Source organism: Brevibacterium sp. Lmc1 (genome assembly GCF_057654315.1).
The window spans coordinates 818,810-845,166 of the sequence record NZ_CM172803.1; the positions used below are offsets into that span (position 1 = coordinate 818,810).

Below are 26,357 nucleotides of genomic sequence, written 5' to 3' on the forward strand. Positions count from 1 at the left end.
GGTCATATGTAGTTGTATCTATTTTGCCTGCACTTGCGGGTCTACACTGGCGCCATGTCCGCGTCGCGCACTGACGAGCTGATCCGCCGGCCTCACCCGAGACTGCGATCGTTCGTGGGCGATTACGCCGGCTATGACATCTCGGGCGTCCCCGCGGGGACGCATCTCGGGCTGCCCTCGGGAACGCTGACCTTCATCGTCTCGATCGACGAACCACTGTGCCAAGTCGATTCGGTCACCGGCAGTCGCGAGCATTTCGATGTGCTGCTCGCCGGCCTCCACCTGCGCTCGACGCTCATCGCTCACCCGGGCACGATGTCCGGAATCCAGATCAACTTCAATCCGTCGGCTCCGCGCGCGTTCTTCGGAATCCCCGCCGCCGAGTTCGCCCACCACAGCGTCGACGTCGCTCGGATCTCCCGGCCGCTGGCCGCGGAACTGCACGAGCGGGTCAACCTCGAGACCGAATGGCCAGCCCGCTTCGCCGCCGTCGACGACGTGCTCATGCGCACGATCGATGATGCGAATCGTCCCCGCGCCGAGGTGACCGCCGCCTGGCATCGGATCACTGACAGTCATGGCGGGCTGCCCGTCTCCCTCATCGCCGACGACGTCGGATGGAGCCGACGCCATCTGGGCAGTCAGTTCCGGTCCGAATACGGGATCGGGCCGAAGGATGCCGCACGAATCGTCCGCTTCGATCGAGCGCGGCGACTCATCCCCGCCGGTCGGGGCAGTTTGGCGGAGATCGCTGTGAGCTGCGGTTATGCCGATCAAGCCCACCTCAACCGGGACTTCCGGGATTTCGTCGGTCTCAGCCCGAGCCAGTGGCTGGCCGCCGATGACGTGGCCCGGTCACGGACGGTGGGAACAGATTCGGCGGGGGTCGCCTCGGCGATGGGATGAACTGTTCCCATTTGTCCAAGACGTGGAGGGAGGTGCTCCGCGACGATGGAGTTCCATCTGCGACAAACTGAGGAGTGACCATGTCCGAGAACCATGCCAACGTCTGGCCCACTTTCCGCTACCGCGATGCCAGAGCCGCGATCGCATTTCTCCAGGATGCGCTCGGATTCGACATCGTCGCCGAGTACACGAACGTTGACGATCCGAACCGCGTCGATCACGCCGAACTGGCCTGGCCCGAGGGTGGGGGAGTGATGCTCGGGTCCGTCCGCGATGATGGCGGGGTCATGACGAAGACCGGAGTCGCCTCGGGGTCGGTGTATCTGGCCTCCGGCAACGTTCGCGAACTCCACGCGCGTGCGATCGCCGCCGGTGCCATCGAGGTCATGGGACTGACCGAACAGGACTACGGGTCGCTCGACTTCGCCATCCAAGACCCCGAGGGTGTGCTGTGGTCGGTCGGGAGCTACCGTGGGGCGGACAGGTGACGGCTGTGCCCGGTTCACGCCGTTCAGAGAGTCATTCCACCCGCGCGTCGACGCCGTCGGCCCACCGATAGGGGCGGGTGGCGAGCAGGGCTCCGACCGATCGGCGCAGACGCGAGACCTCTGCGCGGACGGTGACCACGTGGTCACCGTCCCCGTAGAGGCGCTGGCTGAGGTCGGCGGCACTGATCCCGGCCAGCCCCGCCGAGGTGACCGCCGCCAGAATCTGCGCCCTCCGTGGCGTGAGCGGAACGACCAGAGGTTCGGTGCCGGAATGGATATCCAGAACGGGCGGATCTTGCTTCGTCCGCAGAGTCACAGAAGCTCGACGATCGCCGGTGGGCCGCAGCAGCCATCCACCGGTGATCTTCTCCGGCAGGCACAGACCGGCACCGGGGATGAGGATCGAACGGTCGGCGGCCGGCACCTCGATGCGGTCGCGGCTGCGCACTCCCTGCTGATACGCCACCCATCCTGCATCATCGACGACGAGGGCCGGACCGGACGTGCCGGCGAGCATCGCCGACATCCGATCGCGGAGTGTGTTCAGCGCTTCCTGCTGAGCGATCATCAGCCGAGCCTCGGCCAGACGCACCGCCGTCGTCACCAACGACTGCACCGCAGGATGAAGAGTCATCGCCGGGCCGCTGATGTCGACAACTCCTAAGAGGGTCCCGACATGCGGGTCGTGGACGGGCACGGCGCTGCAGTACCAAGGGTGCTGAGAGGCCTCAAAATGTTCGGCGGAGAAGAGCTGGACGGGTGCCTCCTCGGTCAGAGCCGTGCCGATGGCGTTGGTGCCGACCTTGGCTTCGGACCAATGCGCTCCCTCGACGAATCCGAGCTCATCGGCTTGCCGTCTGGCGGAAGCCGCACCATCTCGCCACAGAATGACTCCATCGGCATCCGTGACGACGAGGATGAACGGCGCGGCGTCGGGAGCCCGCAACAGCACTGAGCGCATCTCATCGACGACCAGTCGCAACTGCGACTTCCGGCGTCGAGTCTCCAGCTCAGCCTCATCGGCGACGATCCGCGCATTCGCGCCATCCGGGTCCAGCCCCAAGCGCAGCATCCGATCCCACGAGCGCCTGACCAGCGCGCGCGGTTGCACCGGCGGCGAAGCCCCGGTGATCACAGCATCGTGAATGCGTGTCAGATCTCTGGCGAGATGCGCCAGATCCGGCTGAAGCATGCCTTGAGTATAAGTCGGGAACGTACCCCTGGCCATGAGGGCGAGGCGTCGGTGAGAATCCCGGCACGGCGTGGGCCATGCAATCCGATGCAACTCTTCCGAGCTGGGAGTGCCCGGCCTAGTTTGGAGTCACTGAACTCAATGAGGAGGAGTGACATGACAACGACGCTCGACCGTCCCCAGCTGACCGCCGACGACATCGCGATGAGGTGGCTGCAGGACTTCGAATCGGCGCTCAGCCGCCGGGACATCCCTGCCGCAGCCGGACTGTTCGCCACCGACAGCTATTGGAGGGACCTCGTGTCCTTCACCTGGAATCTCAAAACAGTGGAGAACCCCGACGGAGTCACCGACCTGCTCACACACAATCTCGACCGGGTCTCACCGGAGGAATTCGAACTCAGCGAACCGGCGGCAACCGCTGACGGAGTGACGGAAGCATGGTTCACCTTCACCACCTCGGTGGGGCGTGGCAAGGGACTCGTCCGCCTCATCGATGAAGACGGCATCAAGGCCTGGACCGTGCTCACCTCGCTGCAGGAGATCACCGGACACGAAGAGCCGCGCGGCACCCGCCGGGTCAAAGGTGCCGAGCACGGCGTCGATCCTGAGCGGAAGAGCTGGTCGGAGAAGCTCGCCGAGGAGGACGCCGCCTGGGGCGCGACCGCCGACCCCTACATCCTCGTCGTCGGTGGCGGTCAGGGCGGGATCGCCCTCGGCGCTCGCCTCCGCCAACTCGGGGTGCCGTCCCTGGTCATCGACCGGTGGGAGCGGCCGGGTGATCAGTGGCGGTCGAGGTACAAGTCGCTGTGCCTGCATGACCCGGTCTGGTATGACCACCTTCCGTACCTGAAGTTCCCAGACAATTGGCCGGTGTTCGCACCGAAGGACAAGATCGCGGACTGGTTGGAGTTCTACACGAAGGTGATGGAGATTCCGTACTGGTCGTCGACCACAGCTGCCTCGGCGAAATACGAAGAAGCGGAAGGCCGGTGGACGGTCGAGGTTGACCGGAACGGGGAGAAAGTCACCCTGCGGCCGACCCATCTGGTGATGGCCACGGGCATGTCGGGCAAGCCGAGCATCCCAACGTTCCCGGGCTCGGACATCTTCAAGGGCGAGCAGCAGCACTCCTCGCAGCACCCGGGCCCCGACGCTTATGCGGGCAAGAAGGTCGTCGTCATCGGCAGCAACAACTCCGCCTTCGACATCTGCGGTGCTCTGTACGAGAACGGCGCCGATGTCACGATGGTGCAGCGATCGAGTACGCACATCGTCAAGAGCGATTCGCTCGTGGAGATCGCGATGGGCGACCTGTACTCCGAACGCGCGCTGGAGAACGGCGTGACGACGGAGAAGGCGGATCTCATCTTCGCGTCACTGCCGTACCGGATCATGCACGAGTTCCAGATCCCGCTCTACGACCAGATCAAGGAAGCGGATAAGGACTTCTACCAGCGCATGGAGGCCGCCGGGTTCGACCTCGACTTCGGCGACGACGAGTCTGGTCTGTTCCTCAAGTATCTGCGCCGCGGTTCGGGCTACTACATCGATGTCGGATCCGCCGAGCTCGTCGCCGACGGCAAAGTGAAGCTGGCCAAAGGGCAGGTCGACCACCTCGCCGAGGATGCCGTCGTCCTTTCCGATGGGACTGAGCTGCCGGCTGACCTCGTCGTCTACGCCACCGGCTATGGCTCGATGAACGGCTGGGTCGCGGACCTCGTCGACCAGGAGACCGCGGACAAGGTCGGCAAATGCTGGGGACTGGGGTCGGAGACGACGAAGGACCCGGGCCCGTGGGAGGGCGAGCAGCGCAATATGTGGAAGCCCACCCAGCAGGAGAACCTGTGGTTCATGGGCGGCAATCTGCACCAGGCCAGGCACTACTCGCTGTATCTGGCGCTGCAGCTCAAGGCCCGGCACGAAGGCATCGAGACTCCGGTGTATGGGCTGCAGGAGGTTCATCACCTGAGCTGAGCTCGGGGTGAATCCGGCTCTTTGAGGTCGGGTGGATGCTCATAGGTGGGCGAAATGGTCACGTTCTGTTACTCGGGACGTGACCATTTCGCCCACCGAAGGCATCTAGTAGGGAAGTGCATCTGCCGGGGGAGGTGCGCAGATCGTAGGAGAAGTTGCTCTAGGGGCCCAGGCGCCCAAGCCGCCCAGGCGCGTAGGTGTCTTAAAGCCCCAAACGCGTGAGCACTCGCTTCACATGATCGAGGGCCTCATTCTGTGACAGCCCGAAGTTCTGATTGAAATACATTCCGTCGCCGATGAGCTGAATCGTCATCGCCAGATCAGCATCGCCGAGGTGGTTGTTGAGAGTGTCGAACCACGCTTCACGTGTGCGACGCAGAGCCGCCTTGGCGTCCTCGTTCTCGAGAGCGAGGCAGCCGGCGGCGATGAGGCTGCGGTCCAGGGGAGTACCGACCTCGGCGGAGGTCTCGAGGTAGTAATAGTGGAGGCGCGCGCCGGCGGCCTTCATCTCCTCGACGTCTTCGGCGACCAGCTGGTCGAGGCGTTCCAGGCTGCCCTTGATGAGCTCGGCCTTCGACCCGAAATGATAGAGCAGACCGCCTTTGGAGACTCCGGCCTTCGCAGCTACTGCGTCCAGAGTCGCTCCGGCTGTGCCGTGTTCGTCGAGGAGCGTATCGAAAGCGTCGAGCAGCTTCTCCTTGGTTGCGGTCGGATTGCGTGCCATAGCCACGAGCCTAGTCCATGGCTGTACTTACGAGACGGACGTGTGCCTGGTGTTCTGCCAGCTGGGCATGCATGAGACCGCTCGGATTTCTCGCGCGGCCGGGCCTGTATCTGCGAAGTACCTGAGCATCTCGGTTGCAGCACGCCAACCGCTTTTCAACTGTACCGTCCAGACGGTACAGTTGATGACATGACGACGACACTGACTCCACAGCTGCGTGCCGGCCGGCGCGAATGGGCCGGACTCGCGGTGCTCATGATCCCCGTGCTGCTGATCTCGATCGACAACACGGTCCTCGGCTTCGCGATCCCGGCAATCAGCACCGGCCTGCATCCGACGGGCACGCAGCTGCTGTGGATCGTCGACATCTATGCGCTCATGCTCGCCGGTCTGCTGGTGGCCATGGGCAGCCTCGGTGATCGGGTCGGACGTCGCAAGCTGCTCATCATCGGGTCCGTCGGCTTCGGTGCGGCCTCGCTGCTCGCGGCGTTCTCCACCTCCGCCGAGATGCTCATCCTTGCCCGCGCACTGCTCGGCATCTTCGGCGCCACCCTCATGCCATCGACACTGTCGCTCATCCGCAACATCTTCGACCATGACAAAGACCGTCGCATCGCGATCGCCACCTGGGCCGCGATGTTCTCCGGTGGTGCCGCACTCGGGCCCATCGTCGGCGGCTTCCTGCTCGAGCACTTCCACTGGAGCTCCGTCTTCTTCATCAACCTGCCGCTCATCGCGCTCTTCATTCCCGCAGCTGCAATTCTGCTGCCCGAATCGCGCGACCCGAACCCCGGCCGCTTCGACCCGTTCTCCATCATTCTGTCGATGCTTGCTCTGGCCCCGCTCGTCTTCGCCATCAAACACAGCATGGCGTCTGGCGCCGACTTCCTCTTCTGGCTCAGCCTGTCCGTGGCGATCGTCGCCGGAGCCAGCTTCGTCCTCCGCCAGCTCGCGACTCCGAACCCGATGCTCGACGTCCGTCTGTTCGCGAACTCCGTGTTCACCTCGGCGGTGGTGTCGAACCTGTTGAGCATCATGGGACTGGCAGGGTTCCTCTACTTCGGCACCCAGCTGCTCCAGCTCGTGCTCGGACTCTCACCGATCGACGCGGCCCTAGTGCTCATCCCGGGACTCATCACCTCGGTTGCGGCCGGCTATCTGGCAGTGCCGCTCATCGCCCGCTTCGAACCGCGCGTCGTCGTGCCCTGCGCGCTCGCGCTCAACGCGGTCGGCATGGGCATCATCGCCTTCACCTCCGAACACTCCGTGATGGGAATGCTGCTGGCCTTCCTTATCCTCGGCATCGGACTCGGCACCGCCGAGGTCATCACGAACGACCTCATCCTCGCCGCGGTCCCCGCTCACAAGGCCGGAGCTGCCTCGGCGATATCGGAAACCGCGTACGAATTCGGGTCCGTCATGGGCACGACCGTCCTCGGCGGACTCTCGACCTTCATGTACGGATCCGCGCTGCAGTCGGCGATCGGGGACAAAGCGGACAGAGCACAGTTCGATACGCTCGGCTCCGCCCTCGAATACGCGTCTGGGTTGAGTGGTGCAGCCGGTGAGCGAATCACCGAGGCGGCCGTGTCAGCCTTCGACTTCGGCGTGCAGTGGGCCGCCGGTGCGGCCGTCGTCCTCGTCCTCATCGCCGCCGTGCTCACGAGCTTCGGCCTCAAGGGGGCCGGGCGACTGCTGCCGGGAGCTGCCGCCAACGCCGACCGCTGAGGCCGGGACGGTTCCTGACCACTGTTCCGGCGGAGTTGCCCTACACTCGCAGCCATGAGCTCTCCCTCCCGATCCGCATATGAGCGGGCGCTCGGCGCTCGAGTGGCAGAACTCCACCCGGTCCTCAGGCGATACTTCGCGGTGATCCCTCCCGGCGCGGTGGGTGTCGGTGAAGGTGTCTTCGAATCGTTCGGCACCCAACGGCGGTGGCTGTGGCCCGTCCTCGCAATTGCGAAACGGTGCGGTGTGATCGTGCCGGGTGTGCACCGCGAGGTTCCTTTTCGCGTAGAGAACCGAACGGAAGACGGTGAGCAGACGGCGACGCGGACGATGAAATTCGACGACGGTGATTGGTCGATGGTCGATGCGGTGTCGTTCGTCCCGCGCGGATCCCGATCCGAGGTAGGTGGAGAAGTTCCGTGCGACTCTCAGGGCGGAGTCGTCGACGTGCTGGGGAAGCCGTCCATCGTCGAGGCGGAGTTTGCTGTTGACGTGGTCAATGGGGGATTGCGACTGCGCAGCCGCCGAATCGCGCTACGGGCAGGTGGGTTGCGGCTGCCCATGCCGTTAGTGCTGCGACCGGTCATCGAATTGAGTGAGCGATTCGACGACACCCTCGACCGGCAGAGAGTCGAGCTCAACGTCGACGTACCGCTGATCGGACGTGTCTACGAGTACTCCGGCACTTTCACCTACCGCATCGTGAGCGAATACCTGCGTTCGACGAGGGGCAATTGAGCGATTCGGGCAGTCGGCGAAGGTCGTCAATGCCCTCGATCAAGCAGAAGCGCGGATATCGGGACGTAGACGTCTCGATATCCGCGCTTGGCCTTGAACGGCGGTTATTTGGCTGGCGAACCGCGCTTCGCCTTGAACGACGGCTGGGAGCCGCGCTAGTTCAGAGGTTGACCGACTCCGCGGAGTTCGATGCCTTCGACGTAGCCTGTTTCTGTCGTTTGCGAGCCAGCACTCGGCCGATGCCGGTGTAGACAAGAGCGGCGATGAGCACGACGTAGATGACGATCGTGATCGGCGAGGACACCAGAGTCGACGCATCACCGCCGGAGGCCAGCAGAGAGTCGCGCAGGTTCGATTCGGCCAGGGGGCCGAGCACCATGCCGATCATCAGCGGAGCCAGCGGCACACCGTAGCGCTTGAGCACGAAGCTCAGCACTCCGATGCCCAGCAGGATGAGCAGCTCGAAGGTCGAGGCGGACGTCGCATAGATGCCCAGTCCGCAGAAGACCGCGATGCCGCCGTAGAGGTACGGGTCCGGGATCTTCAACAGCTTCGCCCACAGAGGAGCGAACGGCAGGTTGATGATGAGCAGCACGATCATCGCGACGAAGAAGCTCGCCAGCAGACCCCACACGAGCTCGGGGGAGCGGTCGAAGAGCAGCGGACCGGGCTGGATGCCGTACTGGCGGAAGGCCGCGAGCATGATCGCCGCCGTCGCCGAGATCGGCAGACCCAGAGCCAACAGGGCACCCATGGCGATGCCCGTCGTCGCCGATCCGGCCGCCTCGGGGGCGGCAAGACCACGGATCGCGCCCTTGCCGAACTGCGGATCCTTCCGACGGGAATCGAGCTTGCGCTCCAGGCCGTAGGCCATGAACGTCGGAACATCGGCACCGCCGACAGGAATGACGCCGAAAGGCAGGCCGATCGCTGTTCCACGCAGCCACGCCGGCAGAGCTTCGCGGACTTCCTTGCGGGAGAGGAAAGGCCGACCAGAGGCGTTGATCGTATTGTCCTTGGTCTGACGGCGGATGCGGGAGGCGATGAAGAACACTTCGCCCAGCGCCAGCACACCCACGGTCACCGTGACGAGGGAGACTCCGTCGAAGAGCTCGGGCACGCCGAGGGTGAACCGCTCGGTACCCGAGACCGAGTCGATGCCGATGACAGTGAAGCCGATGCCCAGCACCAGGGCCGTGAGCCCCTTGAGCACCGAATCGGCCACCACCGAGGAGGTGGCGACGAAGGCAAACAGGGCAAGGGCGAAGAACTCGGCCGGGCCGAAGCTTGTTGACAGCTCCGCCAGAGCGGGAGCGACGAAGACGACGAGGCAGCAGGAGATGAACCCGCCGATGAACGCACCGATCGCGGCCGTCGCCAAAGCCTGCGGGGCCCGCCCGGCCTTGGCCATCTTGTGGCCTTCGAACGTCGAGGCGATGGCCGAGGCCTGCCCAGGGGTGTTCATGAGGATGGCCATCGTCGAGTCGCCGAAGAGCCCGCCGAAGTAGACGCCGGCGAACATGATGAACGCACCCGTGGGGTCCAGCGCAAAGGTCATCGGCAGCAGCAGGGCCACGGCCATCGATGAGCCCAGGCCCGGCAGCACGCCGACAGCGGTGCCGAGGAAGCAGCCGACGAGGACCCACAGCAGGTTCATCGGCGTCAGAGCGTGTGTGAACCCTTCGAAGAGGGACATGAGAGCGTCCATATCAGAAGCCACCTCCCAGAATTCCCGAAGGAAGGTTGAGCCCCAGCATCACCGAGAAGGCGATGTAGACCAGGGACGAGAACGTCAGTGCCAGAGTGAGATCGAACAGCGGCTTCTTCGAACCCATCGACCGGGCCACGCACCAGAACAGCAGAGCGGCGGCGATGATCCACCCGGCGAATTCGAGGATGAGCGCGAAGGCCGCGAAGCCGCCCGCACCCCAGGCCAGGGACACGAAGTCGCTGTGCGTGCGGTGCTTCGCATCGGCCTTGCGAGCCGCAGCGAGAGCCTGACGGTCTTCTTCCGGCTCGTCTTCCTCATGAGGGGAGAGCCGCGAGGCCGCAACAGCTGAGGTCACCGGAGTCGAGAACGCCTTGTCCTCCTCGGCCGCGGCCGGCAGCTCGTCGTCGACGTCGACGGGTTCCGGATTGCGGATATAGGCGATGACCAGCAGGATCGTCAGCGCGTATCCGACGAGCATGATGATCGTCGGGAAGAACTGCGGACCGGGTTTGTCCGCGTCCGGGGCGACGTCCATAGTGAGGATGCCGATGAGCAGATAGGTGGAGAATGCTCCCATGATGAGGGGGACGATGAGCCCCGACCGTCCCTGCCACCAGGTGCCCGCGCCGAGGTGGCCCGTCCTGTCCGTGTGCGTTGTCGTCTGTGCGCTCACAGTCCCAACTCCTTCAGCAGCTTCTCCACTCGGGAGGTGTCTTCTTTGACGAATTCGGCGAACTCCTCGCCGGTCTGCCACACATCGGTCCACTTGTTCCGATCGAGGGCGTCCTTCCAGGCCGTACTGTCACGAGTCTTCTGCAGGATCTCGAGAAGCTGAGCGGAGTCGTCAATGTTGATGTCCGGTGCTCCGAGCCAGCCGCGCCAGTTCGTCAGCGTGACCTCGTATCCCTGTTCGGACATGGTCGGCACGTCGTCGAAGCCCTCGATGCGTTGGGGCGCGGCCACGCCGATGGCTTTGACACGTCCGGCCTCGATCTGGTCGGAGACCTCGTTGAAGCCGCACGAGGCGAAGTCGGTGGTGCCCGAGAGCAGAGTCTGGATGGCTTCACCGCCGCCGGACTTCGGAATGTAGGTGATGTCGGAGGCGGGGATCTTGCCGAGCAGAGCAAGCTGCGCAATGGTCAGGTGGTCGACCGAGCCGGCCGAACCGCCCGTCCACACGAATCCCTTCGGGTCCTTCTTCCACGCGCCGATGACATCGTCGATCGTATTGTGCGGGGAATCCGCTGCGGCGATGAGCACGTCATAGTCCTCGGCCACGCGGGCGAGCAGAGTCGTGTTGTCGAATCCGACCGGCGACTTATTCAGCGCGATCCCGCCGACCATAGCGGTGCCGGTGGCGAGGATCGTGTCCGACTGGCCGTGCATGGTCGAGAATTTGCCGAGGCCGATGGTGCCGCCGGCGCCCGGGATGTTGACGACCTGGGCATTGTTGGCTAGCCGGTCGACGCGCATGGCCTGTTGGGTCTCGCGGGCGAATCCGTCCCAGCCGCCGCCGGCGCCGGCCGGAGCGATGAGGGTGAGATTCGATGACAGGTCACCCTTCGCCGAGGCGGCCCTGACCGAGTAGGTCGTCGCCGTTCCGATCGCCGCCAAGGCGATCGCCCCGTAGGCGATGCGACCGAAGGTTCGTCGCGAGGGATGGGAGGATTCCGACACGGAATCCCCGGGAGGTGGCGCCTTTGGCACGGACTTCTCCTTTGAAGGCAGGTGTGATGTGAGACTCACCTTAGAGGTTCCTGAGTGTCGACTGCGAGGTTGTGCTCACTCTGCGCGTTCTGCTCATTGAGCGCGTTGAGTGCATTCTGCTCAGAATGAGTCGGCGACGATACATCGGTCGGGTCCCGGGGTTTCCGGGCCGGCGGCTAGGCTGACGTCATGAGCGAAACTTCCGGCACAGACTCCGCAGCCTCGACGACCGCGACCCCGGCATCGGCACCGGTGGCGAAGAAGGTCCCGTTCGAGCGCACGCACCACGGCCATACTTTCGTCGACGACTACGAATGGTTGCGTGAGAAGGAGTCGCCCGAGGTCATCGCCCACCTCGAAGCAGAGAACGCCTGGACGAGCGCACAGACCGCTCACCTCGAAGGGCTGCAGAACTCGATCTTCACCGAGATCAAGACACGCATCAAAGAAACCGATATGTCCGTGCCCAACCGGCGCGGGAGCTACTGGTACTTCTCTCGCACGAAAGCAGGACTCGACTACGGCATCAGCGTCCGAATCCCCGTCTCGGGTCCCGACGATTGGACTCCGCCGGAGGTCGGCGAAGAGCCTCTGTCCGGCGAAGAGGTCATCTTCGACTCAAACGTCGCCGCCGAAGGCGAGGAGTTCTTCTCACTCGGTACATTCTCGCTGAGCGACGACGGTCGCTGGCTTCTCTACGGTGTCGACACCACCGGCGACGAACGCTATACGCTCCGGCTTCGCGATCTGGCCACGGGAGACGACCTCGCCGACACGGTCGACGGCACCTTCGCAGGAGCCTCCCTCGATCCGAGCGGCCGCTTCGTCTTCTACACCACCGTCGACGACGCCTGGCGACCGGAGAAAGTGTGGCGCCACGTCGTCGGCACCGACAGCAGCGACGACGTGTGCATCTTCCATGAACCCGATGAGCGCTTCTTCGTCGGCTCGGGCTTCTCACGTTCGGGCCGGATGATGTTCGTCGTCACCGGATCGAAGACGACCACCGGATATTGGAGCATCAGCGTCGACGACCTCGAGGCCGAACCGCAGGAGATCTGGCCCCGCGTCGACGGTGTCGAATACAACGTCGAGCACGCCGTCATCGGCGGTGAGGACCGCTTCCTCATCACCCACAACCGCAATCGCGCCGACTTCGAACTCGTCGACGTTCCAGCGGCCGATCCGACCGCCACGGGCCGTCCGGTGCTTGATGACATTGACGATCTGCGCATCGAAGACGTCGACGCCTTCGCCGACTTCATCGTGCTCAGCTACCGTCGCGGCGGCTTTGCGCGCGTCGGCATCATCCGCTTGGGTGATTCCTCCTCTCCGTTCGGACCGCTGCAGGAGCTGCCCTTCGGCCGGGAGACCGGGTCACTCTACGTGGGCAACAACCCCGAGTTCGTGCAGACGAGCATCCGACTGCATTTCACCTCCATGTCGACGCCCGCCGTGATCTATTCCCACAGCGTTGCAGACGGCACTGACACGGTTCTCAAACGTCAGCCCGTTCTCGGCTCCGTCGACCTGGACGCCTACACCGAAACCCTGCTGTGGACGAAGGCCGAAGATGGCACCGATATCCCGATCTCGGTCGTCTTCCGCAAGGACCTGCACCGATCCGACGGTTACGGCGGTCCCGCCTCGGCGAACGAGGGGGCAGGCGACGGCGGGGATGCGACGAACGGAAGCCCCGCCTCGGCGAAAGTCGAGCCGGCACCGCTGCTCCTCTACGGATACGGGTCTTACGAAGCGAGCATGGACCCGTACTTCTCGGTCTCCCGGCTGTCCCTGCTCGACCGCGGCGTCGTCTTCGCCATCGCCCATGTGCGCGGCGGCGGCGAAATGGGCCGACACTGGTACGACCAGGGCAAGACGACGGCGAAGAAGAACACCTTCACCGACTTCATCGACGTCGCCCGCCACCTCATCGACACCGGGTGGACGAGCCCGGACCGGCTCGTCGCCAGCGGCGGATCGGCCGGCGGCCTGCTCATGGGCGCGATCGCGAACATGGCACCCGAGCTCTTCGCCGGAATCAGCGCCGAAGTGCCGTTCGTCGACGCCCTGACCTCGATCCTCATGCCCGAGCTGCCGCTGACCGTCATCGAATGGGAGGAGTGGGGAGACCCGCTCCATGATCCGCAAGTGTACGAGTACATGCGCTCGTACTCTCCCTACGAAAACGTCACCGAGGCGGCCTACCCGCAGATCTTGGCCGTGACCTCGCTCAACGACACCCGAGTCCTCTACGTCGAACCCGCGAAATGGGTCGCCCGACTCCGTGAAGTCGGTGCGAACGCCCTGCTCAAGACCGAAATGGTCGCCGGGCACGGGGGAGCATCGGGGCGCTATGACGCGTGGAAGGAGATCGCGTTCGAGTACGCGTGGATCCTCGATGTGCTGGGACGATCGGATGTCGAAATAGAGCCCTGAGGGGACGACTGTCGCCGCAGATAACGATACTGGGACGATTGTCTCCAAAACCCGGATTCGGCACCCGGCGTCAGTGCCGGGCCATACAGTGGATATCATCACATTCGACGTGATGCGCGTCATGATCTCAGAACGGTCTGAGTGACGGCGGCGCATCATTCATCTGCATTGCCGTGACTACTCCTTGCGTGCGAGGAGCGGCGGTGTCGAATGCAGAATTCGTGACGGATCCGCACCGGCGGACCGAAATTCCGAAAGGGAGAAGAATGCGTCTCAGGAAAGTGGCCACAGCGATGGTGGCAGTCGGTTCGATTCTTGCGGTTTCGGCCTGCGGAGGCGGCGAAGGCGGTGGCGGTGGCGGCGAGGGCGATTCGTACTCCATCGGCGTCTCTCAGCTCGTACAGCACCCGGCGCTCGACGCTGCGACCGAAGGCTTCAAGAAGTCGTTCGAAGATGCCGGCGTCGACGTCGAATGGGACGTACAGAACGCCCAGGGCGAACAGGCCAACGCGACCTCGATCGCCCAGCAGTTCGCCAACGACGACCTCGACCTCGTGCTCGCCGTCGCCACCCCGGCCGCTCAGGCCGCAGCCCAGGCGATCACCGACAAGCCCGTGCTCTTCACCGCCGTCACCGACGCCGAAGAGGCCGGCCTCGTCGACAGCAACGACAAGCCAGGCGGAAACGTCACCGGCACCTCCGACCTCAACCCGGTCGAAGAGCAGCTCAAGCTGGTCAAGGACGTCAAGCCAGATGCGAAGACCGTCGGCATCGTCTACAGCTCCGGTGAGGTCAACTCGCAGGTTCAGGTCGATCTCGCGAAGAAGGCCGCCAAGGACCTCGACGTGACGATCAAGGAAGCGACGATCGCGAACTCGGGTGAGCTCGCTCAGGCCGTGGATTCGCTCGGCAAGGTCGACGCCTACTATGTGCCCACCGACAACAACGTCGTCTCGGCAGTGTCGACCATGGTCCAGGCAGCAGAGAAGAACAAGGCTCTGCTCGTCGGGTCGGAAGCCGGCCAGGTCGAATCCGGTGCGGCGATCACCCGCGGCATCGACTACACGAAGCTCGGCGAACAGACCGGCGAAATGGCTCTGAAGATCCTCCAGGACGGAAAGAAGCCCGCCGAGTTGCCCGTCGAGACCAGCTCGAACCTCGAACTCGTCGTCAACCCGAAGGCCGCCAAGGCCCAAGGCGTCGAGATTCCGAAGAAGCTCGTCGACGAGGCCGACAAGGTCATCGAGTGATCGGAACCTGCTTCACCCCGTGACCCGGTGCCCGGAGTCATCGACTCCCCGACGGCACCGACGTCACCGGCCCCGAGGCCGTCGGCACTGAAACCGACGGCCTCGGGGCCACCACGAACCACACACCAGAAATGAACGGAAACCCATGTTCGGAGCATTGGAGCTCGGGCTCATCTACGGCGCGATGGCGCTCGGGGTCTATCTGACCTTCAAGGTCCTCAACTTCCCCGACCTCACCGTCGACGGAAGCTTCACCACGGGCGGCGCCACCGCAGCCTCCCTCATCATCGCCGGGGTCAACCCCTTCCTGGCCACCCTCGCGGCGATCGGCGCCGGACTCATCGCCGGCTACATCACCGGTCTGCTCCACACGAAGGGCGGAATCGACGGACTGCTCGCCGGAATCCTCACCATGATCGGCCTCTGGTCGATCAACCTGCGGATCATGGGGAAGGCGAACCTGCCGCTCCTGCGAGAAGACACCGTGTTCACCCCGCTGCGGGAGAACATGCTCATGGGCACCTGGGCATCGATCGCGATCCTGCTCGTCTTCGCCCTCATCCTCAAGTTCGCCATCGACTGGTTCCTCACCACCGATCTCGGGCTGGCCATCCAGGCCACCGGCAACAACAAAGAGATGATCCGCAGCCTCGGCGTCAACACCGACAACTCGACGATGCTCACCCTGGCACTGTCGAACGGCTTCGTCGCGCTCTGCGGTGCACTCGTCGCCCAGTACCAGGGGTTCTCCGACATCAGCATGGGCATCGGCCTCATCCTCGTCGGACTCGCCTCGGTGATCCTCGGCCAGGCCGTCTTCGGCAGCCGCAACATCTTCATGGCCAGCCTCGGCGCGCTCCTCGGATCGGTCGTCTACCGGCTGATCATCTTCCTCGCCCTGCGCGCGGGCCTGGATACGAACGATATGAAGCTGACGACCGCGCTGCTCGTCGTCATCGCACTGCTGCTGCCTAGGTGGGGCTTCCTCAAACGGATCCCCTCACTGCGCGGACGCGGAAACCGCGCGGCCGCCTCGGTGCCGGCAGGGACCACCGATATGAAGGACCCAGCCGAGATCGCAGACATTCCCGCCGGTGCGACCGGTGCCCGAACCGGGAAGGAGATCTGAGACCCATGCTCAAGATCGACAACATCTCCAAGACCTTCTTCCCGGGCACCGTCAACGAACGCAAGGCACTGCAAGGACTCTCGCTCGAACTCGACGAGTCCGACTTCGTCACCGTCATCGGCTCCAACGGAGCCGGAAAATCGACGCTGCTCAACACCATCTCCGGCCGTCTGCCCATCGACTCCGGTTCGATCACCATCGACGGCGCCGAGGTGTCGCGGATGCCCGAGTACAAACGGGCGAGATACCTGGGCCGCGTCTTCCAGGATCCGATGGCCGGCACCGCTCCGGACCTCACGATCGAGCAGAACCTCTCGCTCGCGCTCAGACGCGGAAAGCCGCGTGGGCTGGGGCGGGGGACCACCTCGGAGCGACGCGAGCACTTCAAGGAGGAGCTCGCCACTCTCGAACTCGGACTGGAAAACCGGCTGAAGACGAAGGTCGGGCTGCTCTCCGGCGGTCAGCGGCAGGCGCTCAGCCTGCTCATGGCCGGATTCACCCAGCCGCGGATCCTGCTGCTCGACGAGCACACCGCCGCCCTCGACCCGCAGCGCGCGGCCCTGGTGTCAGCTCTGACGAAGAAGATCGTCGAAGCCGACGGGCTGACCACGCTCATGGTCACCCACAATATGGAGCAGGCCATCGCGCTGGGCAACCGGCTGATCATGATGCACGAGGGACGGATCATCTACCAGGCCTCGGCCGAGGAGAAGAAGGATCTGACCGTCGAGACGCTGCTCGGCGAATTCTCGAAACTCAAGGGAGCGACCCTGGGCGACCGGGCACTGCTGAACTGAACCGAGACTTCGCCGGAAGCCAGGCGAACGCCCGCAGGCAGGCGAACAGTCTGCAGACCGGATGAGAGGGGCGGTTCGCACCGACAGGGTGCGGACCGCCCTCTCTTCCGCACTGGCGTACTTTACCAACCGGTTGGTAAAGTCGAGGCATGGCGAATGATGGACGGATGCGGATTCTCAAGGCGGCGAAGGCTCTGGCCGAATCGCATGATTCGGTGCAGGGGGTGACGATCTCGCTGGAGTCGGTCGCGCAGCAGGCGGGTCTGACGAAGCCGGGCCTGATGTATCACTTCCCGTCTAAGGAAGCGCTCATGCTCGGGCTCGTCGACCATGCCGCAGAAGACTGGGCACGGCGACTGCGCGAGCACACCGGGCGCCCGAGTCAGGAGCTGTCGAGCTTCGAGCGGCACCGTGCCTATGTCACAGTGGCCACCACTGCCGAGGTCTCCCGCGCCGACTATTGGATCTTCTCCGATGCGCTCTACCACCCGAAGCTGTCGCGGGCATGGAGCGAGCACCTCGGTCCGTGGTTCGGCACCACCGGACTCGACGATCGTGCGGTATCTCTGCTGACCGCGGCTCGATTCTGCGCCGACGGTGCGTGGATGTCAGAGGCGACAGGAGTCTTCCCCTCCGAGGACCTCGCCGCCGTGCGCGAGCACGCCCTCGCTCTCATCGACGCCGCTGAGACCTCAACCGATACCGCCGAGGGTGCATCCGACAACACCGAACCGGAGGTGAGCGAATGAATGCGAAACGTCTGCTGCTGCTCGTCATGGCCATCCTCGCCGAGGTGGCCGCCACCCTGATGCTGCGCGCCTCGGTTGCCGATCCGAGGTGGATCCCCGGAGTCGTCGTCCTCTACGCCACAGCCTTCTTCATCCTCGGGCTCACCCAGCGGCTGGGCATGCCGCTCGGAGCCGTCTACGCCACCTGGTCGGCCAGCGGAGTCGCCCTCGTCGCCGTGCTCGGCGTCGTGTTCTTCGGTGAGCTCCTGAGCATCGGCGCCATCATCGGCATCGCCCTCATCATCATTGGGGTCATCCTCGTCGAATCCGGCACTCCCGAGGAATCCGAGACCGTCGACGCGGAGGTGACCGAATGAGCTGGATGTGGTTGGCCCTGTCGATCCTCAGCGAAGTCGCCGGCACCTTGTGCCTGCGCGCCAGCGCCGGACTGCAGCGCAAGATCTGGTTCGTCCCGGTGGCGATCAGCTACACCGCGGCCTTCTTCTTCCTCAGCCGCACCCTCGCCGAGGGCATGCCGCTCGGCGTCGCCTACGGCCTCTGGGCGGCGTGCGGAGTCGCACTGGTCTGTCTGCTCTCTCGAGTGATCTGGAAGGATCCGCTGACGCGGAAGGCGCTCCTCGGGATCGGCTTCATCACCGTCGGCGTCATTCTCGTCGAAATCGGCTGACCCGGTCTTTGCTGGGAATTTATTGTGAAGCCGCAAGGAAGCTGTTATCGTCCGAAGTTATGGCCCCTCTTCGATTCGACGACCTCCGCCGCTGGGGATGGTCGACCCCGAATCGAGAGCGCCCGAGCTGCGGCTTCGCCAATGATTCCTGGGAGCCCGTGGCCGTCGGGTGGTGGGGCGGAGAGCCCTAGTCACTGATCGCCGATCCGCAGACCATCTGCCCGATCGACGGCCGCCGACCGGTCGCATCACCTGATTTCCCACTCGTACCCGATGTGCGTTCTTGCCATCGGGCCATGATGCGTTCGTCTCCGTGTCCGGCACCGATCGATTTCGGCAGTCTTCCGCAACTATCGAAAGAGTGTGAACCGACACATGACAGATGACTCCACCCGTACCGACGAACACGATCCGGGCCCAGATCGACAGTCCGATGCCTCCACCGAGGCGGCCCGCCGTGCGTCACGTGAGAGGATCATGGCCGATGCCCGCCGAATGAGAGACGACGCCAAACGCGTCGGTCGCGAGACCGGGCGCAACCTCGGCCAGTTCGACTACCGCCGCCCGCGCGGTCCCGTGAAGGCCGATCTCGAAGATACGCACGGCCACTACCCGCACGACACCCACCCGATCCTCGTGCCCGGAATCGCCATCGACGAACAGCGACGCAAGTACTCGCTGGACACGATCATCTTCGCGATCGCCGGCGGCCTCACCGTCGCCTTCGTCATCTGGGGCATCTCCAGCCCTGCCAGCGTCGCCAGTGTCGCTCAGTCGGCGTATGACTGGGCCACGCTCAACGTCGGGTGGCTGTTCAACCTCGTCGCGATCATCATCCTCGTCTCACTGCTCATCCTCGCGTTCTCTCCCTACGGCAAGATCCCTTTGGGCAAGGACGGGGAGACCTCCGAGTTCTCCACCTTCTCCTGGGTCGCCATGCTCTTCGCGGCGGGCATCGGCATCGGCGTCCTCTTCTTCGGACCCTCCGAACCGCTGACCTACTTCATCTCACCGCCGCCGCTGACGAACGATCCGGAGACGACCGAGGCGCTCCACGGTGCGATGGCCCAGACCTACTTCCACTGGGGCTTCCATGCGTGGGCGATGTACGCCCTCGTCGGCGGTGCCATCGCCTATGCCGCCTATCGTCGCGGTCGTTCGCTGCTGCTGTCTTCGATCTTCCAGACTCTGTTCGGCAAACGCCAGACCGAGGGATTCGCCGGAAAGCTCGTCGATATCTTCGCGATCGTCGCCACTCTCTTCGGTACGGCCGCAGCCCTGGGCATCGCGGCCATGCAGATCGGCACCGGTGTCAGCATCGTCTCCGGTGCGGGACCGATGACGAACAATATGCTCGTCGTCATCATCCTCGTCCTCACCCTCGGCTTCATCATCTCCGCGGTCTCCGGCGTCTCGCGCGGAATCCGCTACCTGTCCTCGATCAACATCGTCCTCACCGTCGGCATCGTCGCTCTCGTGCTGTTCCTCGGACCCACGCTCTACCTGCTCAACTTGCTGCCCTCGGCGTTCATGGAATACCTCGGATCGATGTTCGACATGATGGGCCGGTCCCTGTCCTGGGGCGCCGAGACCCAGGAATTCCAGTCCCTGTGGACCGTCTACTACTGGGCGTGGTGGATCTCCTGGTCGCCGTTCGTCGGCACCTTCATCGCCCGCATCTCCCGCGGCCGTTCGATCCGCCAGTTCATCCTCGGCACGATCTTCATCCCCTCGACGCTGCTCTTCGTTGCCTACGGAATCATGGGCGGAACCTCGATCTGGATGTACCGGTCCGGAGCATCGGGCTTCACCGACAGCATGGAAGCCCCCGAGGTGTTCTTCACCCTCATCGACAACCTGCCCTATGTCGAATGGCTGCCGTTCGTCGTCATCATCGTCCTGGCGATCTTCTTCATCACCTCCGCGGACTCCGCCTCGGTGGTCATGGGCATGCTCACCAGCCGCGGCGATCAGGAGCCGAAGAAGTGGGTCGTCGTGTTCTGGGGTCTGGTGATGTCCGGAATCGCCGTGGTGATGCTCCTCCTCGGCGACGCCAGCGCACTCGAGGGACTCCAACAGCTCGTCATCGTCACTGCGGTGCCGTTCGCTCTCGTCATGCTCTTCATCATCGTCGCCTGGTTCAAGGAGCTGCGCACGGATCCGCTGGCGCTGCGTCGTCAGTACGCGCTCAACGCGGTCGACAACGCCGTGGTCGCCGGTGCCGATGCCTACGGTGACGACTTCGCCCTGCAGGTCGTGCCCACCGAACCCGGTGACGGTGCGAACGGCGGAATCGACTCCGAGCACGGGGACTACACCGACTGGTACCAGCGCACGGACGAGAACGGCGAACCCGTCGGCTTCGACTACGAAACCGGCGAATGGGCCGACGGGTGGACGCCGGACGACGATTCCACGAACACCGAGGATTCCGCAGCGACTGAGGAATCCACCGCCGCCGAGGCGGACGCCGACTCCACGATCGATGCGGACTCCGGGACCGCCTCGGCGATGGAATCCGATCCGGATTCAGCGACCGATTCCGAAGCCGACTCCGGCTCCGACCGCAGAGAGGACCACTCATGACCACCCCGAACATCGTCGTCATCCAAGCCGATCAGATGGCCGCCCAGGCTCTGGGTGCCTATGGCGATGCGGCCGCGCTGACACCGAATATGGATGCCCTGGCTGCTGACGGAGCCGTCTTCGACCGTGCGTACTGCAATACTCCGCTGTGCTCGCCGTCGCGGGCGTCGATGATGACCGGGCGGATGCCCTCGGAGATCGACTGCCTGGACAACGGTGACGACTTCGCGGCCTCCGTGCCGACGTTCGCCCACCGTCTGCGCAAGCTCGGCTACCACACGGCGCTGATCGGACGGATGCACTTCATCGGCCCTGATCAGCACCACGGTTTCGAAGAGCGCCTGACCACGGACGTGTACCCGGCCGATCTCGATATGGTGCCCGACTGGAACCGTCCCCTGGAGCAGAAGCTGCAGTGGTACCACGAGGCGGATCCCGTGTTCACCGCCGGTGCGGCGACCGCGAACGTCCAACAGGACTTCGACGACGAGGTGATCTTCAGAACCCTGCGCCACCTCAACGACCGCAAGCGCGCGAACCAGGCCGCCGGGTGCGATCAGCCGTTCCTCATGGTCACCTCGTTCATCCACCCCCACGACCCGTACGAGCCGCCGAAGGCCAACTGGGACCGATTCGCCGAGGTGGCCATCCCGGATCCGGCCCACCCCGAGGTTCCCGATGCGGCCGTGGACCCGCACAGCCACCGTCTGCGCACGATGTGCGGTTTCGACGAACGCGAGCCGGGAATCGAGGACGTGCGGTGGGCCCGCCGTGCCTACTATGCGGCGGTGAACTACATCGACGACCATGTCGGAGCGATCCGGCGCAAACTCGAGGAGCTCGACCTGGCGGACAACACTGTCATCGTCGTCACCAGCGACCACGGTGACATGCTGGGGGAGAAGGGGCTGTGGTTCAAGATGTCGCCTTACGAGCAGTCCTCCCGAGTTCCCCTCATCATCAACGGACCCGCCGAGGTGATCGCCCCGGGCCGGTATGCGACCCCGGTCAGTCTCGTCGACCTCGCGCCGACCCTGCTCGAGATCGCACAGGTTTCGGCCTCGTCCGGGCCGTCCGTGGGCACGGAGGATGCAGGTGCAGGAGCCGCCTCGGCGATCGATGAAGGACTGACCGGAACCTCGATACTCGAATCTGCCAGGCGGGAAGCCGCCGGCGGGCTCGAACCCGAGGACCGCGACGTCGTCATCGAGTACTTTGCCGAGGGCACCTACCGGCCGCAGGTCACGCTGGTGCGCGGCGATCTCAAGCTCACGGTGTGCCCTGGAGATCCGGAGCTGCTCTTCGACCTGGCGGCGGATCCCGACGAGCTGGTCAACCGCGCCGAGGATCCGGCCTACGCCCAGGCGCATGAGTCGATGCGTGCAGAACTCGAATCCCGGTACGACCTCGAACACCTCGAAGAGCATGTGCTTGCTTCTCAGCGCAGCCGCCAACTCGTCGCCGACGCGCTCAAGGTCGGTCGAGTCCGCCACTGGGACTTCGACCCGGAACCGTCGCACGGATATGTGCGCGGTGACTTCTGGTCGGCGTTCCGTTTCGGCAAGATCCCAGCCGCCGACTGAGTCGCCGGCTGCAGCGCCAACGGACCGCGTTGCCCTCGCGGTCGGTCGCGCTGCCCCCGCGGGTTCGAAGCGTGGGCGCACTGATCGAGATCACTGCGCTCACACTTCGAGCCCGCGGAAGCAGGTTTCGGACCCCGCCGAGCGGTCACAGCAGGTGGGCTGGGAGGGTGAGCCGCCTCGGCGAGAACAATTCACTTGGACTTAGGTGAGTTGCGGGTCACATTCTCAGAAACCGGTGGCATCATTCGAGGTAGGAGGGATGCCATGACCATCTTTGAGTCGACATCTGAAGTTCCGCTCGGTGCGGAGACCACATTCGACTGGCATGCTCGGCCGGGAGCGCTGACCCGCCTCTCACCCCACTGGGCGCAGGAGATCGTCGAGGAGAGCTATCCTCCGATCGCGCCGGGCTCGGTGGCGCAGGTGAAGACGAGCGTTCCCGGCACTTACGGACTTGTGCGGCGGCCGTTCAGCTCGGTGCATTCGGAGGGGCCGTCGCGGTTCTCCTTCGTCGATGAGCTGAAGAAGGGGCCGCTGAGCCAGTGGAAGCACACGCACGAGTTCACTTCGGTCGCCGGTGGGACGAAGATCGACGACCACATCGAATTCTCCATGGCCCCGCAGGGCTTCGACGTCATCGACCGGGGCCTCACCCACTACCTCGAGGCCACCTTCGATGCCCGCCGCAAGCGGATGCTCATGGATATCGACTTCCTCGAATCCACGAATGCGCCCCTGCTGAGGCGGAAGAAGGGCAAACACATCCTCATCGCCGGCGGCAGCGGAATGATCGGACGCCAGGTCGCCGCCCTGTTCTCCACCGCGGGACACTTCGTGCGACTTCTTGTGCGCGACACCCCGAAGTTCCCCTACGAGGTGCACTGGAACCCGGACTTGGGAATCCTCAATCCGCGGGACCTCGCGTGGGCGGATGCGGTGGTCCACCTCGGTGGGCGATCCATCGCAACTCGGTTCACCAAACACGCGAAGGACGAGATCTGGTCGTCCCGCATCGACTCGACGAGGCTGCTCGTCGAAACGATGCGCGGCCTGCCCGAGGCGAAGCGTCCGTCGGTCTTCGTCTGCGCCTCCGCGGTCGGCTATTACGGGTCGAAGGCGGACGAACCAGTCGACGAAACCGGACCGGCCGGCGACGGATTCCTCGCTGAGGTATGTCAGAAGTGGGAAGAGACGGCGGCCGGTGTCGAGGACGCCGGGATCAGACGTGTGTCGATTCGAACCGGAGTCGTGCTCAGCTCTGTGGGCGGTCTGCTCAAACTGCAGGCGCCGCTGTTCCTTGCCGGTGCGGGCGGTCGATTGGGCAGCGGGGAGCAGGCACTGGCGTGGATCTCGCTTGACGATGTGGCGCGGTCATATGTGCATGCGGTCCTCTATGACTATGTGCGCGGACCGGTCAACGCTGTTGCGCCGGAGCTTGTCACGCAGGCGGAATTCGCCGAGGCGCTCGCCGCTCACCTGCGCAGGCCCGCGTGGATCCCGACGCCCGGTTTCATCACCGAGATCATGCTCGGCCGAGACGGAGCAAAGGAGCTCGCTCTGGCCGACCAGCGAGTGGTGCCGGAGAAGCTGCAGGAGACCGGATACCAGTTCGCCCACCCCACTTTGAGGGATTGCTTCGACGAGGAGCTCGGCGGCGGGGCGTAGGGTGCCCGGTGATCTGCGTTTGGTCGCTCTAGTCTGATTCCGTCGACTCGTCTGGGGACCACTCCGACGGGCGAAGCCTGAGATAGTGGCGGACAGTTGCCGCGCCCAGTAGAGCCGCCAATGACGCGAAGACGATCGGCGGAATCGGTGACGGCACGGGCCTCCCGGTGGATTCGAGCCAGGACATCCACAAAGTGGAGCTGAAGAAGGCACTGCTGAGTCCGGACAGAATCTGCAGATACTCGATCAACTGCTTCCGAAGGAATTCTGATCTTCCCTCGGCGATCCAAAACGCGCCGTTGAAGACGAACGGTGCAGGCCATGCGCGCAGGGGAATTGCTTCGTGCAGCGGGGTGAGGAGGAGCCCGCCGGAGATCAGCAGGGAGAGGGGAACGACGATGAAGAGCACGCTGCTCTTTGAGGATCTGCCGTCGATGGTTCCGTCGATTCCGATATGGCTCGGCACGGTTTCTGGAGCATAGACCGTGAACCACAGGATCGTGACCACCAGAATCGCCAGCAGGGCCCCTGCCGCGGTCGCGGCCCATCGGTTTGAACGAGGGGAAGACGTCGAAGCCATCGAATCACTCTATCAAGATGCGTTGCAACAAAGTCCCCTCCGGTCGGCTCACATGCCGAACGGAGGGGACCGGTGTTTCTGCTGTTACTGCTGTTTCCGCAGTACGGGGTCAGAAGCGCTTCGAGGCGATCTCCGCACCTTCGGTCAGGGACTGCAGCTTCGCGACGGCGATGTCCGGGTGGACGCGGCCGCCCAGCCCGCAGTCGGTGGAGGCGACGACGTTCTCGGGTCCGACGAGACCAGCGAACCGGCCGATGCGTTCGGCGACGAGCTCGGGATGCTCGATGACGTTAGTCGAGTGAGAGACGATTCCGGGAATGATGTACTTGCCCTCGGGCAGCTTCTTCTCTTCCCAGATCCGCCATTCGTGTTCGTGGCGGACGTTCGCGGCTTCGAAAGTGATGCCGGCGGCGTTGATCGAAAGCACCTGGTCGACGATCTCGACGAACGGCAGGTCGGTGACGTGCGGTCCGTGCCACGAGCCCCAACAGGTGTGCACGCGCACCTGCGCCGGGTCGATTCCGCGTAGCGCATGGTTGAGTGCATCGATGCGGACCTGGATGAACGCGCGGTAGTCATCGAAGGACGGTTCCGGGTTGATCTGGTCGAAGTTCTCCGCGAGGGACGGATCGTCGATCTGGACGGTCAGACCCGCCTCGGTGATGGCGAGGTATTCCTCCCGCAGCACATCGGCCCACGCCCAGATGAACTCCTCATCGCTTGAGTAGTACTCGTTGGCGATGCGAGAGGCCGAACCGGGGGAAAGCGCATTGATGTACCCGGCACGCTCGTCATAGCCGGCGGCGGCCAGACCGGCCTTGAGGTTCGCGACGTCGCGGTTGACCTGGTCCTGACCGATGTAGCTGATCGGGCCGGTGGCCTTCGGGAACTGCGGTTGCTGGCCGGTGTCGGTGCCGGCGTCGGCATCGGAGTAGACGTTGGGGAACAGATTGCGATCGCGGCGGTCACCGAAGCTGGTGAGAACCGTCTTACCGGGCTCGGAACGCACGGCCGGTGCATCCCACTTGTCGACATCGTCGAGCTCGAGCCCGCCAGTGCGGGCGAACGAGTAGTGCCACCATGCGCCGTAGTCGAAGTCGGCGGCCATGGCATGACCGTACTCGCCGTCGTTGGGCAGTGAGATGCCCAGGTTCTTCTGGCGTTTGACGAGGTCGGTGACGCTGGCGGCGAGGAGCTCGTCGAATTCCTGCTCCTGTTCCTGCGACACGGACTCGCCAGCCAGGCGGGCGGTGTTCTGAGCCTGCTTGACCTTGTTGGCCTCGATGAGTTCGGGTGTGCGGGGTAAGGATCCCGCGTGGGATGTGCGAATCGTTGCCATGTCTGGCTCCTCTTCCTTGGTTCGATCGTGCAGTGCGACTGCGGCAGTCGCGCCGCAGCATTCACTCTTAGGCAATCACATTCGCAGTGGCGCATGTGTGGTTGTCGTCATCTTGGGACACGTGGGTGGAGCGAGTAGGCGGCTCGCTGCCCACCACGAAGATCGTCCACGACGTGCTCAGTGCGATCTTCTTGGCGGCGGTGTTCCGCGGATGGAACACCGCGCGCAATCGTCGGTGGTGGATCCTCGTCATCGCAGCCGTCATGGCTGTGGTGATCACCGGAGTCGACATGCTCATCACCACCCAGCCGGTGGCAGTCCTATCACCCAGCGGTGCTCTGGGTGCACGCATCCAAACCGGTGACAGGTACCGAATGCCACTGTGGCTGTGGTCGATGTGAA

23 protein-coding genes are annotated in these 26,357 nt (G+C 64.3%); 16 read left to right on the forward strand and 7 right to left on the reverse strand.

Features of this window, described 5'->3' with window-relative positions; genetic code table 11:
* The first annotated feature begins 54 nt into the window (after positions 1-54).
* Positions 55-906 carry a helix-turn-helix domain-containing protein gene (locus AC239G_RS03500; RefSeq protein ID WP_139469902.1) on the forward strand — a complete coding sequence of 284 codons (852 nt, stop codon included), beginning with the start codon at positions 55-57 and terminating at the stop codon, positions 904-906.
* A gap of 80 nt (positions 907-986) precedes the next feature.
* Positions 987-1,394, forward strand: coding sequence for a VOC family protein (locus tag AC239G_RS03505; protein WP_482401417.1), 408 nt, complete (start codon positions 987-989; stop codon positions 1,392-1,394).
* A 31-nt stretch (positions 1,395-1,425) separates the two neighbouring features.
* Here AC239G_RS03505 and AC239G_RS03510 read toward each other — a convergent pair whose 3' ends face one another.
* The gene (locus AC239G_RS03510) at positions 1,426-2,586 is read right to left on the reverse strand and encodes a GAF domain-containing protein (RefSeq protein ID WP_248284084.1); all 1,161 of its coding nucleotides are present in this window, start codon (positions 2,584-2,586) and stop codon (positions 1,426-1,428) included.
* A gap of 156 nt (positions 2,587-2,742) precedes the next feature.
* Here AC239G_RS03510 and AC239G_RS03515 point away from each other — a divergent pair, with 156 nt between their 5' ends.
* A complete protein-coding gene (locus tag AC239G_RS03515) occupies positions 2,743-4,563 on the forward strand; it encodes a flavin-containing monooxygenase (protein WP_139469904.1) in 1,821 nt (606 codons plus the stop codon).
* Between the two features lie 202 nt (positions 4,564-4,765).
* Here AC239G_RS03515 and AC239G_RS03520 read toward each other — a convergent pair whose 3' ends face one another.
* Positions 4,766-5,287, reverse strand: coding sequence for a TetR/AcrR family transcriptional regulator (locus AC239G_RS03520; RefSeq protein WP_487489825.1), 522 nt, complete (start codon positions 5,285-5,287; stop codon positions 4,766-4,768).
* 189 nt (positions 5,288-5,476) lie between these two features.
* On the opposite strand from AC239G_RS03520, the gene AC239G_RS03525 reads away from it, so the two are divergent.
* Both AC239G_RS03525 and AC239G_RS03530 read left to right on the forward strand, forming a co-directional pair.
* Positions 5,477-7,015, forward strand: a complete 1,539-nt coding sequence (locus AC239G_RS03525) for an MFS transporter (protein WP_139469906.1) — start codon at positions 5,477-5,479, stop codon at positions 7,013-7,015.
* 54 nt (positions 7,016-7,069) lie between these two features.
* Entirely contained in the window at positions 7,070-7,753 is a 684-nt protein-coding gene (locus AC239G_RS03530; RefSeq protein WP_259358754.1) for a DUF4166 domain-containing protein, read from the forward strand.
* A gap of 160 nt (positions 7,754-7,913) precedes the next feature.
* On the opposite strand, the gene AC239G_RS03535 is transcribed toward AC239G_RS03530, so the two are convergent.
* Genes AC239G_RS03535 through AC239G_RS03545 form a run of 3 tightly spaced genes read right to left on the reverse strand, consistent with a single transcriptional unit; the run spans position 7,914 to position 11,171 of the window.
* Complete coding sequence (locus AC239G_RS03535) at positions 7,914-9,461, reverse strand: tripartite tricarboxylate transporter permease (RefSeq protein WP_487489826.1); 1,548 nt, start codon at positions 9,459-9,461, stop codon at positions 7,914-7,916.
* A 1-nt stretch (position 9,462) separates the two neighbouring features.
* Positions 9,463-10,137, reverse strand: a complete 675-nt coding sequence (locus AC239G_RS03540) for a tripartite tricarboxylate transporter TctB family protein (RefSeq protein ID WP_172175010.1) — start codon at positions 10,135-10,137, stop codon at positions 9,463-9,465.
* Entirely contained in the window at positions 10,134-11,171 is a 1,038-nt protein-coding gene (locus AC239G_RS03545) for a Bug family tripartite tricarboxylate transporter substrate binding protein (protein WP_487489827.1), read from the reverse strand. The genes AC239G_RS03540 and AC239G_RS03545 overlap by 4 nt, the downstream gene beginning before the upstream one ends.
* A 189-nt stretch (positions 11,172-11,360) precedes the next feature.
* Here AC239G_RS03545 and AC239G_RS03550 point away from each other — a divergent pair, with 189 nt between their 5' ends.
* From AC239G_RS03550 to AC239G_RS03595, 10 genes are all read left to right on the forward strand, one after another.
* Positions 11,361-13,610, forward strand: coding sequence for a S9 family peptidase (locus tag AC239G_RS03550; RefSeq protein WP_487489828.1), 2,250 nt, complete (start codon positions 11,361-11,363; stop codon positions 13,608-13,610).
* Positions 13,611-13,876: 266 nt separating this feature from the next.
* Positions 13,877-14,860 (forward strand): ABC transporter substrate-binding protein, encoded by a 984-nt coding sequence (locus AC239G_RS03555; protein ID WP_259358752.1) that lies wholly within the window; start codon positions 13,877-13,879, stop codon positions 14,858-14,860.
* Positions 14,861-15,005: 145 nt separating this feature from the next.
* A complete protein-coding gene (locus tag AC239G_RS03560; protein ID WP_259358751.1) occupies positions 15,006-15,989 on the forward strand; it encodes an ABC transporter permease in 984 nt (327 codons plus the stop codon).
* 5 nt (positions 15,990-15,994) lie between these two features.
* Entirely contained in the window at positions 15,995-16,786 is a 792-nt protein-coding gene (locus tag AC239G_RS03565) for an ABC transporter ATP-binding protein (protein WP_172175025.1), read from the forward strand.
* Positions 16,787-16,935: 149 nt separating this feature from the next.
* Entirely contained in the window at positions 16,936-17,535 is a 600-nt protein-coding gene (locus AC239G_RS03570; protein ID WP_259358749.1) for a TetR/AcrR family transcriptional regulator, read from the forward strand.
* A complete protein-coding gene (locus tag AC239G_RS03575) occupies positions 17,532-17,891 on the forward strand; it encodes a DMT family transporter (RefSeq protein WP_172175031.1) in 360 nt (119 codons plus the stop codon). Before AC239G_RS03570 ends, AC239G_RS03575 begins: the two co-directional genes overlap by 4 nt.
* The gene (locus AC239G_RS03580; protein WP_259358748.1) at positions 17,888-18,202 is read left to right on the forward strand and encodes a DMT family transporter; all 315 of its coding nucleotides are present in this window, start codon (positions 17,888-17,890) and stop codon (positions 18,200-18,202) included. The genes AC239G_RS03575 and AC239G_RS03580 overlap by 4 nt, the downstream gene beginning before the upstream one ends.
* A 375-nt stretch (positions 18,203-18,577) precedes the next feature.
* Positions 18,578-20,788 carry a BCCT family transporter gene (locus AC239G_RS03585; protein ID WP_487489829.1) on the forward strand — a complete coding sequence of 737 codons (2,211 nt, stop codon included), beginning with the start codon at positions 18,578-18,580 and terminating at the stop codon, positions 20,786-20,788.
* Entirely contained in the window at positions 20,785-22,371 is a 1,587-nt protein-coding gene (betC, locus tag AC239G_RS03590; RefSeq protein ID WP_487489830.1) for a choline-sulfatase, read from the forward strand. Before AC239G_RS03585 ends, betC begins: the two co-directional genes overlap by 4 nt.
* A gap of 264 nt (positions 22,372-22,635) precedes the next feature.
* Positions 22,636-24,036 (forward strand): TIGR01777 family oxidoreductase, encoded by a 1,401-nt coding sequence (locus AC239G_RS03595; protein ID WP_487489831.1) that lies wholly within the window; start codon positions 22,636-22,638, stop codon positions 24,034-24,036.
* Between the two features lie 28 nt (positions 24,037-24,064).
* On the opposite strand, the gene AC239G_RS03600 is transcribed toward AC239G_RS03595, so the two are convergent.
* Both AC239G_RS03600 and AC239G_RS03605 read right to left on the reverse strand, forming a co-directional pair.
* On the reverse strand, positions 24,065-24,616 hold the full coding sequence (locus AC239G_RS03600; RefSeq protein WP_487489832.1) for a DUF1648 domain-containing protein: 552 nt from the start codon (positions 24,614-24,616) through the stop codon (positions 24,065-24,067).
* 109 nt (positions 24,617-24,725) lie between these two features.
* Positions 24,726-25,955, reverse strand: a complete 1,230-nt coding sequence (locus AC239G_RS03605; protein ID WP_139906980.1) for a cobalamin-independent methionine synthase II family protein — start codon at positions 25,953-25,955, stop codon at positions 24,726-24,728.
* A 125-nt stretch (positions 25,956-26,080) separates the two neighbouring features.
* Between AC239G_RS03605 and AC239G_RS03610 the strand changes: the two genes are divergently transcribed.
* The gene (locus AC239G_RS03610; RefSeq protein WP_487489833.1) at positions 26,081-26,356 is read left to right on the forward strand and encodes a hypothetical protein; all 276 of its coding nucleotides are present in this window, start codon (positions 26,081-26,083) and stop codon (positions 26,354-26,356) included.
* Position 26,357: the final 1 nt, after the last annotated feature.